This window comes from Corallococcus sp. AB030 (assembly GCF_003668965.1).
Taxonomy (GTDB): Bacteria; Myxococcota; Myxococcia; order Myxococcales; family Myxococcaceae; genus Corallococcus; species Corallococcus exiguus.
The window spans coordinates 12,881-29,894 of record NZ_RAWQ01000053.1 but is presented as its reverse complement, the minus strand read 5'-3'; the positions used below and the strand labels follow the sequence as shown (position 1 = coordinate 29,894).

General features: G+C 65.3%; 13 protein-coding genes. 8 read left to right on the top strand and 5 right to left on the bottom strand.

What is annotated here, in order from left to right; translation table 11 throughout:
* Positions 1 to 26: 26 nt before the first annotated feature.
* From D7Y15_RS15365 to D7Y15_RS15350, 4 genes are all read right to left on the bottom strand, one after another.
* On the bottom strand, positions 27 to 1,436 hold the full coding sequence (locus tag D7Y15_RS15365; RefSeq protein WP_121753045.1) for a terminase family protein: 1,410 nt from the start codon (positions 1,434 to 1,436) through the stop codon (positions 27 to 29).
* The gene (locus D7Y15_RS15360) at positions 1,426 to 1,881 is read right to left on the bottom strand and encodes a hypothetical protein (RefSeq protein ID WP_121753044.1); all 456 of its coding nucleotides are present in this window, start codon (positions 1,879 to 1,881) and stop codon (positions 1,426 to 1,428) included. The genes D7Y15_RS15365 and D7Y15_RS15360 overlap by 11 nt, the downstream gene beginning before the upstream one ends.
* Positions 1,882 to 2,048: 167 nt before the next feature.
* Entirely contained in the window at positions 2,049 to 2,372 is a 324-nt protein-coding gene (locus D7Y15_RS15355) for a hypothetical protein (protein ID WP_121753043.1), read from the bottom strand.
* Positions 2,372 to 3,043 (bottom strand): sigma-70 family RNA polymerase sigma factor, encoded by a 672-nt coding sequence (locus D7Y15_RS15350; protein WP_158629058.1) that lies wholly within the window; start codon positions 3,041 to 3,043, stop codon positions 2,372 to 2,374. Before D7Y15_RS15350 ends, D7Y15_RS15355 begins: the two co-directional genes overlap by 1 nt.
* A 740-nt stretch (positions 3,044 to 3,783) precedes the next feature.
* Here D7Y15_RS15350 and D7Y15_RS15345 point away from each other — a divergent pair.
* The 4 genes from D7Y15_RS15345 to D7Y15_RS15335 all read left to right on the top strand — a co-directional run bounded on the left by D7Y15_RS15345 (position 3,784) and on the right by D7Y15_RS15335 (position 10,927).
* Positions 3,784 to 6,087 (top strand): virulence-associated E family protein, encoded by a 2,304-nt coding sequence (locus D7Y15_RS15345; protein ID WP_121753041.1) that lies wholly within the window; start codon positions 3,784 to 3,786, stop codon positions 6,085 to 6,087.
* A gap of 225 nt (positions 6,088 to 6,312) precedes the next feature.
* Positions 6,313 to 7,617, top strand: coding sequence for a hypothetical protein (locus D7Y15_RS44155; protein WP_148712775.1), 1,305 nt, complete (start codon positions 6,313 to 6,315; stop codon positions 7,615 to 7,617).
* 109 nt (positions 7,618 to 7,726) lie between these two features.
* Positions 7,727 to 9,073 (top strand): PD-(D/E)XK nuclease family protein, encoded by a 1,347-nt coding sequence (locus D7Y15_RS15340; protein ID WP_121753040.1) that lies wholly within the window; start codon positions 7,727 to 7,729, stop codon positions 9,071 to 9,073.
* Between the two features lie 12 nt (positions 9,074 to 9,085).
* Positions 9,086 to 10,927 (top strand): helicase, encoded by a 1,842-nt coding sequence (locus D7Y15_RS15335; RefSeq protein ID WP_233604965.1) that lies wholly within the window; start codon positions 9,086 to 9,088, stop codon positions 10,925 to 10,927.
* A 26-nt stretch (positions 10,928 to 10,953) separates the two neighbouring features.
* Here the strand turns inward: D7Y15_RS15335 and D7Y15_RS15330 are convergent, their stop codons facing one another.
* On the bottom strand, positions 10,954 to 12,240 hold the full coding sequence (locus D7Y15_RS15330; RefSeq protein WP_148712774.1) for an ATP-binding protein: 1,287 nt from the start codon (positions 12,238 to 12,240) through the stop codon (positions 10,954 to 10,956).
* 268 nt (positions 12,241 to 12,508) lie between these two features.
* Here D7Y15_RS15330 and D7Y15_RS15325 point away from each other — a divergent pair, with 268 nt between their 5' ends.
* From D7Y15_RS15325 to D7Y15_RS15310, 4 genes are all read left to right on the top strand, one after another.
* Complete coding sequence (locus tag D7Y15_RS15325) at positions 12,509 to 13,039, top strand: hypothetical protein (RefSeq protein ID WP_121753038.1); 531 nt, start codon at positions 12,509 to 12,511, stop codon at positions 13,037 to 13,039.
* An 85-nt stretch (positions 13,040 to 13,124) separates the two neighbouring features.
* A complete protein-coding gene (locus D7Y15_RS15320; protein ID WP_121753037.1) occupies positions 13,125 to 15,140 on the top strand; it encodes a DNA polymerase in 2,016 nt (671 codons plus the stop codon).
* 99 nt (positions 15,141 to 15,239) lie between these two features.
* On the top strand, positions 15,240 to 16,460 hold the full coding sequence (locus D7Y15_RS15315; RefSeq protein WP_158629057.1) for a DNA methyltransferase: 1,221 nt from the start codon (positions 15,240 to 15,242) through the stop codon (positions 16,458 to 16,460).
* A gap of 140 nt (positions 16,461 to 16,600) precedes the next feature.
* On the top strand, positions 16,601 to 16,984 hold the full coding sequence (locus D7Y15_RS15310) for a hypothetical protein (protein ID WP_233604964.1): 384 nt from the start codon (positions 16,601 to 16,603) through the stop codon (positions 16,982 to 16,984).
* Positions 16,985 to 17,014 lie beyond the last annotated feature (30 nt).

Below are 17,014 nucleotides of genomic sequence, written 5' to 3'. Positions count from 1 at the left end.
CCGGTCCCACAGTCCCAAGGTGCGCCTCACAGACAAAAGAAGGAATCCGCGAAGACCAGCTCATGTGTGCCCCATAAAAGTGCGTCTACGCGGTCATCGCGGCGGCCGTTGATGCCGCTAAACTTGGAGAGCTGCGCCTCCAGCTTCGGGAAGGTGCCCACCAGTTCGATGCGGCCCGTCTCAGCCAGAGCACTCACTGGCTCGGCGCGTTTCGACTTCGCCTCCCGCGCACGCACCGGCTTCACGTTGACCTGGACGCCCATCTCAGAGGCCACGGTCTGGATGGTCGTCTCCACCATCTCCCCTCCGGAGTTCACCTCCGCCACCAGGGCGTCACAGCCGAAGGCTAGGTACTCGCGGATTGCAGCGGCGGCCCACTCGCGCGGCGAACCTCGGAGGCTCGCGTCCTTGAGCACCGAGACGCGCTTGAGCGGCGCGCCATCCGTCCCGACAAGCGGACTGCTTCTCACGCCCTGGACGACGATGCCCGTCTCGTCTGAGCCCGTCTCGCTGGTAGGCGCTGGGTCCACGGACACGATGCGCCGATCCAGGCCTCGCGCGTACTCGTGGGCATCCGCCTCCACCCTGCCCCACTTCGCCGAGCTGAAGATGGCGCCAGGCACGTCCATCAGCAGCCGGCCCAGCACCTCCTGCTGCCCCCAGCGCGTGTGCATGAGGGCTCGCATGGTGGCGACAGCGCTGGGCGCCAGGTTGGCGCGGTTGGCCAGCGATGAGCCCGTGCGGAGCACCACGCCTGGCCGCAGCGTCTTCGCTTCCGCGTCCGAGAAGAGAAGCTCCTCCAGTTTCCGCAACGGCCTGGGCGTGCCCGTGAGCAACAGCTGCGGCGGATGCGCAGCTGTGCCGATGCGCAGCACCATGGGGAGCTGGTCCAGGGCCGCCATCTCGTGCTTCCACGAGGCAGGCTCATCGCCCCAGGCCCAACCACAGTTCGGGCCGCGCAGCCGGTCTGGCTTATCCGCCGAGTAGCAGATGGCGTAGACACCGTTGGGCCACGTCACCCGGCGCTTGCTGGGCTCGTAGACGGGCATGAACCAGGGCGGCGACAAGGCCAGGATGCCGCTGGAGCCACGGATCATCGTGTCGCGCACGTCGGCTGCCGTGGGGCCGATGAGGGCGCCGATGGCCTTCGCTTCCCGAGCCTTCTGGATGATCCACCGGGCCCCGCTCCACGTCTTCCCGAAGCCTCGGCCCGCCATGATGACGCAGGTGGTGAAGGACGCCGGGGGGACCTGTTCGCGCCGCGCCCAGAAGTCCAGGTCGTGGACGAGCGTTTCCACCTCGGGATGGGTCATGCGCCCGAAGAGGCGCGCGAGGCCCTGGCGGGTGCCGGCCTGGCGCACCATGAACGCGGCGGGGGACTCGTCCGGGGCGAGTTGCTCCAGCATCCCCGCGAAGGGCATGCGCTCACGGCGCATCGTCGCCCCCACTGATGCTGGCCCCCGCCGTGGCTTCGGGAGCGTCCGGCAGCAGGCGGCCCAGCCGGTCCATCAGCAGCTCGCGCAGGGCGCGCTCGTCGGCGGCCTTGTCCTCGGGCGCCACCTCCGAGACGTTGTCCCTCCTGCCGTAGAGTTCCGGAAAACGGCGCGACAGAAGCCATTGCACATGCTTCGGGTTGTGCGCGGCAGCCGCCATCAGCATGTCCGTGGCGGACTGCATGAAGCGCGCTTCCGCAGCGCTCACCGCGAGGAAAAACTCATGGAAGCGCCCTCGTTCCTCTCCCGCGCCGCGATGAAACCAGCGCGAAAGGGTCTGCTCGTTGATGCCAACGAGGCCAGCCACGGCGCGCCGGAAGAGGCCGCGCTCCAGGTGGCCACAAATCTCGGCCTGAAGTTCAGGGGTTAGCTTCGTGGGAGGTGCCATCCCTCCCTCAATGGGGGCGGGATGCGCGTAGTTTCTTCGCGGTGGGCCATACACATCGCGGCCCTGCCCATTTTTTGTTGAAGTTTTTCGAGCGTGGGTGAGCGCCGAGCAAGGCAGGAACGGGACGACCGTCCCAAATTTGGACCCGGGGGGGCCTCAAGCCATGTTCAACGTGACTGCAATGCGGGCAGCCCCGCCACGATGCGCTCGTGGCAGGCCAGGAAGTCCACGCAGGACACCGCCCAGCGCCGCGTATACGCCCCGCCCTCGCACGTTTCCGTGACGGACAGGGCTCCGGCGCCCTTCGGCACCTGGACGCCACACAGGACGCACGACGCGGCGTGCTGGTTGCGACGCAGCTCCGGAGCCTTGTCGGCGCACGCGAGGTGACGCGGCCCCGCCCCCAGCGTGTAATCGATGCGCTCGCCCTTCAGCACGAGCGCGCCGCATGCGGCACAGGGGCCGCCACGCTGGGCGACGAGGACGGGCATCAGTCGGCCCTGTCCGCTAGGCGCTCGCGGAGCTGCTCATGGGCACGGGCCAGCAGCACGTCCAGCCGGCTGCGTGGCTCGTTCCAGTCCTCCGCAACGTCGCGAATGCCGCACGCTTCCCGCCCCAGGCCATGGACGCGAGTCACCAGCTCCCTCAGCTTGGGGTCCAGCCGCAGCACCTCACGCCGGAGACGAGCGCACTCCTCGCGCAGCGCGTACAGCTCCTCGACGGTGGCCACCTCCAGCGCCAAGGCCGCGTCGTGCATCTGCGTCAGCGACCCGGGCAGCGACTCGGTCGCGTCATCACGGCTCACCAGCGGCATGGGCCGCGTCTTCGGCTGCCCCTTGCGTCCGCGCTGGGCTGCGTCCGAGGGACGGACGTCCGCGTAGTGCAGGCGGATCTGCTCCATGATGGCCCGGCGCGCCCGCCACTCTACCCAGGTGGAGAACGTCTGCCGGCCGCGCTTCTCTGGCTTGTACGTCTCCACGGCCTTGAGCGCTTCGAGGAGCGCCACCTGGACGAGGTCGTCCTCCAGCAGCGAGCCACTGAGCTTCTCGTAGCCACGGGCCTGCCGTCGCAGCTGGGGCTCCAGCAGGCGCAGCAGCGCGTCCACCAGCTGCCGAGCCCGCCCGGACTCGCCCGCCGCATGGCGCCTGTGAATCTCGCTCACCAGCTCATCCGGGCTCGGCCGCGACGCTCCGCTACGTGAAACATGAGACTCCCGCTTCGCTGCACTGCCCTTCTTCACGCCTTGCCCCTCTCGTGCGTTGAGAAACACGCCGTTCCCCATGCGACAATGTGCGCAGCGCCCAGCAAGACACCTGCCATGTCACGCACGGAGGACGAGCTTCCGCTTTGCGTGAAACACCCACGCACTTGTGACATGGCGGGATACAGGGCGTGCCGACTTGCTGTGTCCGGATGGACCCGCATGGTTGCCTCCAACGTCCAGGACCTGGGGAGTAGCATCGCCGTCTGACACGGCGTCCCGCGCCGCCATCACCCGGCAGGTCACCAGCCTCTCCCCTGTAGATGGGGGCGGACGCAGGCCGTGGCGGATCAATCACGCTGCGCGGCAGGCTGGCGCGTGGTGCACAGCCCTGGAACGACGTCCTAAACCCTTACGCGCGATCATGTAGGACTTCCCTACGCGCGCGTGTGTATCTTTCCTCCCTATTCCTACCTCATCTTTCTAAAGGGTTTAGGAAAAGGGGTGGTGGTGGTGGCGCCACGTGCTGCGGAAGTGCCTCGCACGTCACACGTCACAGGTGGCACACCCCTCGCGTGCGATGTGCCAGCGCGAGAAATCTGAGCCACCACATAAAACCACCCCCATTCAATCAGCATGAGCGCGTCCGCTGCTGTCACAGCCACACCCGTCACACCCAGGTTCCACCGCGAGGCCTGGACATGCTGATCGCCTACTTCGATGACGTCACCGACACGAAGCCCAAGCACCAGGACGTCACCTGGGAGGAACTGAAGCAGCTTCTCACCACGCACACCGTGTCGCCCTGCACACCGTGCGTGGGCCATGGGTGCCAAGCGAAGCGAAAGCAGCGCTGCTGGTCGCCCGTGGACATTGGCGCCCGGCGCCTGGACAGCGAGGTGCGCGCCGTCACAGCCCTCGTCTTCGACGTGGACGCGGTCCAGGAGGCGCAGCTGGAGGAAGCGGCAAAGCGTCTGGAGGGCTACGCAACCATCGCCCACACCACGCACGGGCACCGGCCGGGCCACACCAGCTTGCGCATCGTCCTGCCGGTGAGCCGCCCCATCCTCAGCGCGGAGTGGCCGACGGTACGCGAGGAAGCGGAGCGGCTGCTGGCCATGCCGGCGGACCCCACCACCCGCAACCTGTCGCGCCTCTACCTGCTGCCCAACCACTCGGGCGAATTCGAAGCGGGCGCCGAAGCCACGGAGGGCAAGCCCGTGGACGTGGACGCGCTGCTCGCGACGGCGCGCGCCAGGACCAGGCCAGCCGTGCCGATGCAGCCCGTGGCGCCGGCCCTGGAGAACGCTGCGGACCTTTTCGACCTGCGCGCCCTCCTCCGCCGCGTCCGCAAGCCGGAGCACCGCGAACTCATCCGCCGTACGCTAGCAGGCGAGCCGCTGGCCGCTCGCGGCATGCAAGACACCACGCTCAATTCGCTGATGAGCTGCTGCGCCTTTGTCCTACCCCAGGAGACGCCGGAGGAGGCCGTCCTGGAGCTGTTCCGGGGCAGCTTCGCGGCCACCGACTGGGGCGAGGGCACGGAGCACCTGGTGGAACAGGCCCGTATCAAGCTGCGTCGGCACCGGGCGCGCCGCGTGGACGTGAACGCGAAGCGCATCGCGGAGAACGAGGCCATCTGGCGTGCGCTCGGCACGCGTCCACCCGCACCAAAAGGCCCGGCCCTGCCACTGGAGGAAGGAGAGGAGGACCCGGAGGCCTGGGGGCGCAACCTCGTCGTGGACGTCAGCAGCAAGGGCGAGAGCCGCCTCCGCAACTGCGAGGCCAACATCTTCACGGTGCTGCTGTCGTCGCCTGAATGGCGCGGCGTGCTGCGCTTCAACGAGGTCAACAAGCGCCTGGAGTTTGAGGGAGGCCCGCTGCCGCCCGGCATCGACCCGGAGACGCTGGACGTCGAAATCACCAACTGGCTCCAGCAAAGCGAGTACGGGCGACTCGGGCTCCAGCCGAAAGCGTCCGTCGTCGCTCCGCAGCTCCTCGCGGTGGCGAAGCGCAACCGCTACGACCCGGTCGCCGACTACCTGAACGCCTTGGAGTGGGACGGGACACCGCGCCTCAACGGCATGCTGCAGCGCTACTTCGGCGCCCAAGGTGACGAAGCGCACCTGCACACCATCGGCGCCAAGTTCGCCATCGGCGCCGTAGCGCGGGCGCTCAAGCCGGGCTGCAAGGTGGACACCGTCCTCATCCTCGAAGGGCCCCAGGGCTTGAGGAAGTCCACGGCGTTTCGCGAACTGGCCGCGCCGTGGTTCAGCGACGCGCCCATCGACGTTCACAACAAGGACTCGGCCATGCTGGCGTCCCAGTTCTGGTTCATCGAGCTGGCGGAACTCTCCACGCTACGGCGCGCGGAGAACCAGGCCCTCAAGGGCTTCATCAGCCGCACCGAGGACACGTACCGGCCGCCCTACGGCCGCGCCAACGTGAAGACGGCGCGGCGATGCGTCTTCGTTGGGACAACGAACGACGACGCCTATCTGCGCGATCCGACGGGACATCGTCGCTTCTGGCCGGTGCGATGCACGCACATCGACATCGAGGGGCTGCGCCGGGACCGAGACCAACTGTGGGCGGAGGCCACGCTGCGCTTCAGGCAGAGTGAGCCCTGGTGGCTGTCTGATGAGGAGGCTCGGCGGGCGGAGGCCCAGGCGGCGCTCCGTGCCGAGGGGGCGGGCGATGGACGAGAGGAAGCCATTGTCCAGTGGATCCTTGCGATGCCGAAGGGGAAGCGTCCCGCTGAAGTGTCCATCCTTCAGGTGGCAACGGAGGCGCTTGGCATGCCCACCGCGCACGTGGACCACCGCATCTCAACGGAGATTGGCACCTGCCTCGTCACGCTCGGATTCGAGAAGCACCAGCGCCGCGTAGATGGGCGCAGGCCTCGAATGTACCAGACTCCGGATGACTTGCTTTCCACAGCCCAGGACCAGAGGCAGAATACCGCACAGAGGGGGTCATTTCCCGCCCATCACCATCAAGGCTAACTACCGTCCTACTGAGGTGGGTTATCTGAGGGGTTCAGTGGGATGGTCGAAACCGTGGCCTTGAGGGGCTCTTGAAACCCTGCGAAACTCGACTTGAAGCCGATGCCTCCGCACAGATGACCTGTCCCAGTGGGCCATCTACTTGGACATCACACCTGGGAAATTGCGTAAGGTCGACATAATGTACTACCGAGTTGCATCTGCGTGCAAGGAAAGGCGATACGCGTGGCTTCCAAAGTGAAGACCGAGCAGGTTTTTGGGATTCGAACAGAACCGGTTCTTAGCTACGTAGAGCGATCCAACGTCGACGGCGCTTTCGAGCAGGCACTGAAAACGGATCACCACATTGTTGTCTACGGCTCGTCCAAGCAGGGCAAGACCGCCCTACGCCAGAAGCACCTCGACGACCGCAAAGACTGCGCAATCGTGCGTCCGTCGCCGAGGACAACAATCGAGAACATTTACTCCTCAATCATTCGCAGCGCCAACATCAAGATCGAGACAGTCGAGACCTCCCGAACGGAGACTGGGGCAACAGGGAGGGCCAAAACTGGATTCAAAGCACTGCTTCCCTTTATTGGTGGCGGAGATGTCTCAGTTGAGGGAGAGGCGAAGCGCTCAAAGCAAATGGAGTTTCGCTACGAGTTCATTGGATATGATTTCGGCGAAGCCCAATCGATTGGCGAACTACTACAAAGAGTGGGCTTCAAGAAATATGTTGTAATAGAGAACTTCCATTACCTGTCCGTCGAAACCCAGAAGCAACTCGCATTCGATCTTAAGACATTTCACGAAATCGGCATCCGCTTTATCATCCTCGGCATCTGGCGCGAAGCAAATCTCCTCCTTCAGTTCAACAACGATCTACAAGACAGGATTATAGAAATCCCAGTTGAACCTTGGCTTCCGGATGATCTCAAGACCGTTGTCGAGCGGGGATGCCAGAAGCTCACTATCGAGATAACGCCAGTAATCGTCGAAAAGTTAATCGAGAGCGCCTATGGAAATGTGGGCTTGTTTCAAGAGTTCCTGAAGATTTTCTGCCTCCACTCTGGCGTCAAAGAGGCCTTGGATGTCAAACAGACTCTTTCTGCCATGACGGCCGTCAGAAGCACATTCGACGAGAAGTTGCGGGATCAGCGAAATACTTTCCTACAAAGCCTAACAGGAATTGCTGCTAGGAGTCGGACCCGGACCGACACCGATTCCCTGATTCTGCCCTACTACTTGGTCAAAGTGATTCTTCAGGTCGATCTTCAGCAGCTCCGTGATGGGATTGACAAGAAAACTCTTTTGGAACTGCTCCGAACTGCTCATCACCGAGAGGACAAATCGACAATTCGAAATGGCGATGTGACCAACCTACTCAATCACCTTCCGGCACTTCAGGAGAACATGCAGCCACCTCTGTTGTATTTTGATGGCAATGCGCGGCGCCTCAAGGTTGTTGATACTCGCCAATTTTTTGTACTTGCCAGTGTCGACCGAAAGGAATTGGAAGAAGAGATTCCGAGTCCACTTGACGACTGACAGCCGCATCGACTGACTCATGACGCTGCCAGCCAAAGCCTTTAATCCGGCAAAAAGTCATCCCCATTGATTAGGGGTGAGACAATCTGCCTCGGTACGGCAACACACAATGGAGGGTGGCATCCTCCGCAGCCTGTCCGTCTCGCAGCTGCGGAAGTTCGCCCTCTGCGAGCGCGCGTGGTTCTTCGCCAAGGTCCTCCGGCTGCCTGAGCGGCCCCTCAAGGCCCGGGAACTTGGCACCGCAGTTCACGCCCAGCTTGAGCACTACCTGCGCACGGGCGAGGACGTGTTGGGCCCCCTCGCGGCGGCCGGCAAGCACCTGCTTCCCGCTCCAGGTCCTGACCTCCTTGTAGAGGAGCACTTCGGTCAGCCCTCCCCGCTCTTCGCGGACGGCATCCCGCTCACCGGCTACATCGACCTCGTCAACCCGCGACGCCTCGCCGAGGGTGCGCTGCGCGTCACAGACCACAAGACTACGAAGTCCATCGCCAGCTACGCCGCCACGCCAGAGCAACTCGCCTCCGCCACCCATGACGCTGGCATCCAGATGGTGGGCTACGGCTACTGGGCCGTCCTCGCTGCTGGGCGCTTCCCAGGACTGAAGCTGCTGGAGCTGGAGCACCTCTACTTCCAGACCCACGGAGCGAAGCTCGCCCGCTCTGTCGTCGCCACCGTCAGCATCGAGCACGTCCGCGACGAGTGGCACACGCACGTCGAGCCGATGGCGCGCCGCATGCGCGACGTCGCGAGGGCCACTTCCCCCAGCCAGGTCAAACCCACCTGGAGCGCCTGCCAGAAGTACGGCGGGTGCTCCTTCCAGGCGCAGTGCCTCAACTCGCAGTCGCAAGGAAGCAAGCCCATGGCCCTGATGGATCGCATCCTGAAGCCCCAGATTCTGCCCGCGCAGCCCGCCGAGCCCGCCCCTGCACCGGCCCCCACGACGCGCGTACCCGCCCAGGCCGCTCCAGAGCTGGAGCTGGCGGCGGTGCTGCCTCCGGACGCGCCGAAGAGCAACCCGGCGCTGGCATCCGCCCCCGCACCCGAGCAGCCCGCCTTAGCGGCCAGTGACGAGGCCCCGCGCCGCAAGCGGCGGACGAAGGCGGAGATGGAGGCCGCCCGTGCCGCCGAGTCCACGCGGCCCGCCGAGGCCAGCCTGTCCCTGTTCGTGGACTGCGTGCCCAACTGCCCCGCTGAGCCGCTGGCCGGCTACGTCGGCCGCATGGTGGCGAAGATTGAGCAGGAGTGCGGCGTCGTGGACATCCGCGTCGCCCCCAACGACTCGCCTCTGGCCTATGGGAAGTGGAAGGGCGTCCTGGCCGCCACCATCCGCGCCGAGCCGCCCGAGCCTGGCACCTACGCCGCCCTGGGCGTGGCCGGCAGCGAGCTGATGCAGGTGGCCGTGGAGGCCCTGGAGCCGCTCTGCGGCTCGGGGCACTTCGTCCGGGGCGTCCGGTAGCGAGGGCCGCCCGTGAAGCTCCTCCAGCGCCTTGGCGTGCCCCTGCCGCCGTCCCCTCCACCGGGCGACGTGCCCCAGGTTGCCGAGAACTACTCGCGCACGGGCCGCTCACCCGTGGGCTGGTCCTCGGACCTGACCCGCATCCTCGCTCTGCCCCGCCGCGACCTGGCCGCGTCCTACACGGCGGCGGATGTCGAGGCGCTGGAGGCCCAGTTGCGCGCCCCTGCAGGTCCATGTGGCTGCGCGGCCATGTCCCCTGCCCGCCCGTGTCCCACGCGGCTGCGGCGCGTCCAGGCGATGGCGCTGTTGGAGACATCCCGCGTGGGCGGGTTGCTGGGGCCCATCGGCACCGGGCACGGCAAGGAGCTGACCACCTTCCTCATGCCCATGGTGATGCCGGCTTGCCGCGTGGCATGCCTCTTCATCCCGGCCAATCTGCTGCCCCAGTTCACGGTGGAGTGGGACTACTACGGCGCGCACTGGCGCTTGCCCAACCTCGCGGGCGGACGCTGGTTTCGGCCAGGCCTGCCGGTGCTGCACGTCATCACCTACAACAAGCTCTCCAGCCAGGAAGCGACGGACCTGCTGGAGCGCATCCGCCCTGACCTCGTCATCCTCAACGAGGCGCACAATCTCAAGGACCCGAAGGCCTCGCGCACGGGGCGCTTCCTCCGCTACTTCGAGAAGCGTCCGGAGACGCGGCTCGTGGCCCTGTCCGGCACGTTCGCGTCCAAGAGCATCAAGGACTACGCGCACCTGTCGCGGCTGGCGCTGCGCGAGGGTTCGCCCCTGCCGCTGGCCCACCACGTCGTGGAGGAATGGGGCACGGCGCTGGACCCAGGCAAGGTGATTGCCCCACCTGGCGCGCTGGAGCGGCTGTGCGAGCCCGAGGAGCACGTCCGCGAGGGCTTCCGTCGCCGCCGCAATGACACGCGCGGCGTAGTCGCCACGGACGAGAGCGCCTTGGACAAGCCGCTCATCATCCGCCCTCGCTACCCGGGGCCAGTGCCTGCTGAGCTGCTGGCGCTCATCGAGTTGGCGCACGGTGGAGAGCGGCCGGACGGGGAGCAGTTCCAGGAGCAGCTCCAGGCCATGGCCTGCGCGCGACAGCTGTCGGCCGGCTTCTATCACCGCTGGCGCTACCCCCGGGGCGAGCCATCGGAGCTGATCGATGAGTGGTTCGCGAAGCGGAAAGCCTGGAACAAGGAGGTCTGGGAGGAGCTAAAGGGCGAGCGACAAGAGCACATGGACTCGCCGGGGCTGCTCACCAAAGCCGCCATCCGCGCGCACATGTTTCCGCCCTACACGGGCAACAAGCCGGTGTGGCAGGCGGAGACGTGGACGGACTGGGCGGGCATCCACGACGCGGTGCAGCCTGAGCCTCAAGCCGTATGGGTGTCAGATTTCCTTGTGAAGGACGCAGCGGAGTGGGCGCGGACCCAGGCAGGAATCGTGTGGGTCGAGTTCCCGGAGCTGGGCGAGCGCATTGCCCGTGCCGCTGGCGTGCCCTTCTACGGCGGAGGACGTGCCGCGTCCGAGGCAATCCTCCAGGAGAGCGGGCGGCGCTCCATCGTCGCGAGCATCAAGGCGCACGCGACGGGGAAGAACCTCCAGCAGTTCTGCCGCAACCTCGTGGTAACGCCACCCTCGAACGGCGCTCTATGGGAGCAGCTACTCGCTCGGACGCACCGCCCTGGGCAGCAAGCGAAGTGCGTTGAGGTGGAGATGTGTTTGCACACGCAAGACTACGTTACAGCCTTTGCAACCGCCCAAGAGCGCGCACGGTTTATCCAGCAAACCGATGGACAACCTCAGAAAATACTATGCCAACAGACGACCCCGCGAGACATTTAATACATCCATCACACTGCCAAGGGAAATCAGACAGCCCCGCCCGCCGCAATCGTCGATATCGACCTCTTCGAAACCACCTGCCGCTCTGAATCCTTAATCAACATCGCACGGATACACATGCGAAACATTGGATCCGCAAATTGATAAGTATCTCCCTTTGGCGAGCGCCGAAGCACAGGAGCAACTCCGTCGTCCCCTTGCGCCAGTCTCGACAGAAGAGTGCTAATATCGAGCGTCTTGTTTTCCGTAGTCCTAGAAAACTCAGTACGAACAAGCGCCTCAATCTCACTCAATCGAATCTCATCCCCCTCAACCCGCCCAAGGCAAAAAAGAACTTGATTTCTCCTTCCAATCTTAGTGTCCCTCTCGTTCATGAGGTTTTCAATAACTGAATATGTATTTGAGAGCGATCGACTCAGCCAGTGCGCATCGGCCACCTCCAGCAAGTCGACGCCTACCAACTTGTCGCGCTCCTGAGCCAATTGCGCAATCTCAAGACAATATTCATGAATTCGCTGTGGAATTCGATCGGAAACCCACGCAACGTGCTCTGTAACCCTCGACAGAACATCAGACTGCACATCGTACGCAAGCTCTTGGACGAAACCCTTTTTAACAAGCTCGGCAGTCTGTGACTGACTCAGTCTCGAAACCTCCGGAATCTCCTGAAGCCTGTTGGCAACAGTCGCGCGATTGCGCGTGCGGTTAAAGTAATCACGCACGCCAGTTGGCACGCCAACGATCAGCATTTTTATTCTATACTCGGAATATCTTTCATCATCGAGCAGGACAATAAGGTTGGCCAACTCGTTCATCATTTCATCACTCTCGAATATCGTCTCCAGGTTATCAAAAACGATACACGCCGGGTGTTTGCCCGCTTCTTTCCGCAAGTGCGCGCAGCACGCCTCAAATGGCTCCTTCGTGCCCAATGCAAAGGTTTTCTCGTGCTCCAGCCCGCCCGTGGCCAATACCGCTGTCATTTCGGACGACTTGGTTTCCGAATAGCCGGTCTGAGTTGCAGTCCCAAGTCGCTCAAGGGCATTTTTCATTTCAGCGGCAATCCCACCAAAGCGACTTGCATTAGCAAGATTGATTGGAAGGACTACAGCCTGCATGTCGGCAAGTACCTTCTTATAGAGCCAGGACTTTCCAGTACCACTCTCACCATGAACGATGACGTGCTGTGTTCCAGTCAAGGATTGGCGCAAACGCGCCTCAAGATCCGGTCGAGCCACGTACATATTTGGATTAACCTTGGATTGCCTTGGCGTAAACACTTCATGAGGCTCTTTGTTATTCTTAAAAAACAAGCTGTCCTCCCTTGGATATAATGCAACGCACCAAGCGCTCCCCTCTACGTACGCCAGAGAATCTTACATCGATCAGGAGTTAGGAAGAGTGCCTCCTGACCATTGTGCAGACTCCGCACGAGAGAGGAGAGATGGGTCATAGAACACCCAGAATATGCACGGATTCGCTTGTAGCTCAACGTAAGCTTGCGAAACGCCACTTCGAAACTGCCCCCATCTGAACTGATGAGGACGTCCTTCGACGTCCCCTCAATGGGAGCTGCAGGACATGAGCAACGCAGCACTTTCGCGAATCGTCAGCGCCCAGGCGGCGCTCGGCGCGCAGTATCTCAAGTTTGGCCGCTACCGGCTGGAGGTGCAGTCCATCCGCACCAAGGACGGCTTCAAGGGCCTGTCCGCCATCGCTGAGCTGAAGGTGGTGTCCGCCGAGCGGACGCAGCCCGCCAGCGAGCCCAGCCGCATCGGCATGGTGGCCTCCTACGTCGAGAAGCTCTCCGAGGCGAAGAAGAACGGCGGCGGCCGCTTCAAGGCCTTCGTCATGGCCCTGACCGGCGCCGAGGAGCAGGAGCTGTCCCTGGAGCAACTCGCCAAGTTCACGGGCGACAAGCAGGCCGGGGCCTTCCTCCTCATCGACTGCGAGGTCTTCCCCAAGACGCTGCCCGAGCAGGACGGCAAGCCTGGGAAGGTCATCGAGGGCTACCGCTGGAGCACCGTCAGCCCCACGGACGACGAGCTGGCGGCCATCGAGGCGAAGCGTGCCGAGGCGAAGCTGCCGGCCCTCGCCGACGCCCTGGCCTGAGCAGCCCCCTCCCCCAAAGCTGCTGAGTACCTGGCGCGACTCCCTTACCGCCACGGCTGGCCCACGACACGGGCCTCTTCGTGTTGTGCCCACCTCCCTCTTCAGCTTCGATACCGAGACGCACCTGATTCAACCCGGCCTTCTCGCCCCGCCGCTCGTCTGCGCATCCATCGCGCACGCGGCACAGGGCAGTGAGCGACTCCTCTCCGCAGCGCAGGCGCGCGACTGGTTCCGGGACGCCCTCTCCTCGCCCGGCGTCCACCTGACGGGTGCCAACCTCGCCTACGACCTGGGCGTCATGTGCGCGGACGACGCGCGGTTCGTGGATGCTGTCTTCGACGCAGCGGAGGCCGGGCGACTGCACGACGTCGCCATCCGCGAGGCGCTCATCGACATCGCCAGGGGGCTGCACGGCGTGGACCCTGAAACGGGCCGCCAGTTGGGGGACGAGGAGGGAGCCCGCTATCCCCTCTCCCTCCTGGTGAAGCGCCACCTGGGTCAGGACATCAGCGCGGAGAAGAAGGCCCCGGATGCATGGCGCCTGCGCTACGCGGAACTCGATGGCGTGCAGTTGGAGCAGTGGCCCGCCGCCGCCGTGGCCTACCCGAAGCGCGACGCCCGCTTCACCCTGGACGTCCACCTCGCCCAGGAGCGTGTCGCGGCCAGCGTCCCTAACGGCGGCAACCTCCACGCGGAAGGCGACCAGGTCCGCGCCGCGCTGGCCCTGCACTTCGCGTCCATCTGGGGGCTACGTACCCACGGCAAGCGCGTCGCGGAGCTGCGGCAGCGCGTGGAGGCGGAGTGGAGCGCCAACCGCGCACGCTTCCTCGCGGCGGGCATCTTCCGGCCCGACGGTTCCAAGGATGCGAAGCGGCTCTCCGTGCTCGTCTCCACCGCCTACAACGGCACGCCGCCCGTCACTTCGCCCTCGGAGCGCTTTCCGGACGGCCAAGTGGCCACCGACCGGGACACGCTCCTCGATTCGGGCGACCCGCTACTGGAGGAGCTGGGCAGGGCCGGCAAGGTGGACAAGTACCGCTCCACCTACCTGGGCAAGCTGGAAGCCGGCGTCGCGGTGCCGCTCAACCCGCGCTTCAACGTCCTGGTCTCCACGACGCGCGTCTCCAGCGACTACCAGCAGCTCCCCCAGAAAGGCGGCGTCCGCGAGTGCCACGAGGCCCGCCCCGGCTTCGTCTACTGCTCCGTGGACTATGCAGGCCTGGAACTGCGCACGATGGCCCAGCGGGCTATCTGGGACGTGGGCTGGTCGCGGATGGCCGAGGCGCTGCTGGCGAAGGAAGACGTCCACACGTCCGCCGCTGCGACCTTCCTGGGGGAGAGCTACGCAGCCCTCCTGCCGCGCGTGAAGGCGAAGGAAGCCACGGCCACGTCCTTCCGTGCGCTCGCCAAGGTCTTCAACTTCGGCAAGGGCGGGGGCATGGGCGCGGGCGCCATGGCCTACCACGCGCGGGCGAAGGACGACGTCCGCTTCTGCCTGCTGGCCAAGGTGGCGAAGACATGCGGCGTCGAGCGCGTGCCGGTACGCGTCCAGGGCAAGGTGAAGATGGTCTGCGCCGCGTGCGTGGAAGTCTCCCAGCGCTATGGCGACAGGTGGCTCGACGCGTGGCCCGAGCAGCGGGAGCTGTTCTCCCGCGCCAGCCGCCTCACATACGGCGGGCAGCTCGTGGACGTGCTCGTTCCCGGGGCCAACATCCTCCGGGGCGGGTGCGGCTACACGCAGTGGCTCAACACCCCCTTTCAGGCCCTCGGCGCCGTGGGGGCGAAGCTGGCCACCTGGCGCGTCGCGCGGGAAATGTACACGGCCCGTCGCTCCCCACTCTGGGGCTCGCGGCTCGTCCTCATGGTGCACGACGAGTTGGTGGCGGAGCTGCGGGCGGACTGCCCCAACCGGCTGCACGACGCCGCCGAACGCATGGCGCACCTCATGCGGCAGGCCATGCGCGAGACGACCCCGGACCTCGCCGATGCCATCGAGGCCGAGCCCGCCCTGTCGCGCGTGCTGTCGAAGGACGCCGCTACCATGCGCGACACTGCAGGGCGTCTTCTGGTGTGGGAGCCAGACGTGAGGGCCGCTGCGTAAATTGCTCACGCGGCCTGCCCCCATTGCAGTTGGGTGAAGACAGAACTCCTCACGGAACGAATCGCACTGTTTCAGGGCGATGCAGCTCACGTCGCCCAGGTGCTCTCTCCCAACAGCATCGACGCCATCGTCACCGACCCGCCTGCTGGAATCGGGCTCCTGGAGAAGGATTGGGACAGTGACAAGGGAGGCCGCGACCAGTGGGTGTCGTGGCTCGCGGGTGTCATGCGCGAAGCCTTCCACGTGCTCAAGCCCGGGGGACACGCCCTCGTCTGGGCACTGCCGCGCACGTCGCACTGGACGGCCACCGCGCTCGAGGACGCGGGCTTCGAGGTGCGCGACATCCTCATGCACCTCTTCGGCACGGGGTTTCCCAAGTCGCTCGACGTCGCCCAGGCCATCGACAAGCAGAAGGGCAACCGGGACGAGGTGCTCGTCGTCACCCGATGGATTGCCGAAATGCGGGACAAGGCCGGCCTGACGAACGCCCAGCTCAACGCGGCGCTCGGCCTTCGCGGGATGGCTGGCCACTGGACGAGCCAAGGCGCCCAGCCCTACGTGCCGCACCGGAAGCACTGGCTGGCGCTCCTCGAGCTCTTCGGTGTCGCCGAGCCGCCAGAGCCGATCCGCTCGATTGCCGAACGCATCATCGCGGAGAAGGGGAAGCCAGGCCCCAACTGGTTCCAGCGCGCCGTAACCGGGCAGCACCAGGAAGCGTCCGCAGGCCAGCGCTGGCGCTCCAGGAACGGCCTCAACGCCAACCTAGCGCCCAAGGAGCGCCGCGACGAGCCGGCCACGGAGGCCGCGCGCCAGTGGCAGGGATGGGGCACCGCCCTCAAGCCCGCTGCGGAGCACTGGATTCTCGTGCGCAAGCCCCTCACCGGCACCGTGGCGGCGAACGTCCTGAGCCACGGCACCGGCGCCCTCAACATCGAGGCGTGCCGCGTCTCCGGTGACGGGAAGGAGCGCTGGCCGGCCCACGTCACATTCGACGAGGAGGCCGCGACGCGCCTGCCTGACGAGGTGTCGCGGTTCTTCTACGTGGCCAAGCCCTCGCGCTCGGAACGACACGCGGGCGCCGGGCTCAACACCCATCCCACCGTGAAGTCCATCGCGCTCATGCGGTGGCTGTGCCGACTGGTGACTCCTCCGGGCGGCGTGGTGCTCGACCTCTTCGCAGGTAGCGGTACGACGGGCATCGCGGCCCTCGCCGAGGGCTTCGAGTTCGTCGGCATCGAGCGGGAGCCTGAATACCTGGCGCTCGCGAAGGCACGCCTTGAGCACGCCATGCAGCAGGGCTGCGACGAGGCGACGCCATGAAGCTCGTCTCCATCGACCCTGGGCTTCGGCATTGCGGTGTCGCCCTCTTCGACGCTCCCTCCGCATCCCTTCTTTGCGCTGGGCTACCGAAGAATCCCGACCCCGCCCATGGTGCGCTGTCCCTGACATCCTGGGCGGCCATGGCCGGTGCGGTGCAGGCCTGGCTTTGCCCACGGCTCCAGGAGGAGCCCTTCCAACTCGTCATTGAGCTGCCCCGCGTCTACGCCGCCGCGCACCAGCGAGGCGACCAGAACGACCTCATCCAGCTTGCCGGCCTCGTTGGCACGCTCGGCGGAGCACTGGCGCCCGTCACGGAGCGCCGGAGCGTCTTCCCACGGGAGTGGAAGGGCACCCTCGACGCGGACGCGTTCATCGAGCGCATCAAACAGCGCCTGGACTCCGCCGAGCACCTTCGCGTCGAGCTGCCAGCCGCGCAGGACCTCCACCACAACGTCTGGGACGCCATCGGCATCGGGCTCCACGCCCTCGGCCGTCTCGCGCCTCGCCGTGTCTTCCCGAGGTGACCATGGCCACGCCAACGACCGGCCCGGGGC

Coding starts and splice junctions, on each gene's coding strand:
- D7Y15_RS15365 (WP_121753045.1), bottom strand. CDS start 1,436: ATGCGCCGTGAGCGCATGCCCTTCGCGGGGATGCTGGAGCAACTCGCC.
- D7Y15_RS15360 (WP_121753044.1), bottom strand. CDS start 1,881: ATGGCACCTCCCACGAAGCTAACCCCTGAACTTCAGGCCGAGATTTGT.
- D7Y15_RS15355 (WP_121753043.1), bottom strand. CDS start 2,372: ATGCCCGTCCTCGTCGCCCAGCGTGGCGGCCCCTGTGCCGCATGCGGC.
- D7Y15_RS15345 (WP_121753041.1), top strand. CDS start 3,784: ATGCTGATCGCCTACTTCGATGACGTCACCGACACGAAGCCCAAGCAC.
- D7Y15_RS15340 (WP_121753040.1), top strand. CDS start 7,727: ATGGAGGGTGGCATCCTCCGCAGCCTGTCCGTCTCGCAGCTGCGGAAG.
- D7Y15_RS15325 (WP_121753038.1), top strand. CDS start 12,509: ATGAGCAACGCAGCACTTTCGCGAATCGTCAGCGCCCAGGCGGCGCTC.
- D7Y15_RS15310 (WP_233604964.1), top strand. CDS start 16,601: ATGGCCGGTGCGGTGCAGGCCTGGCTTTGCCCACGGCTCCAGGAGGAG.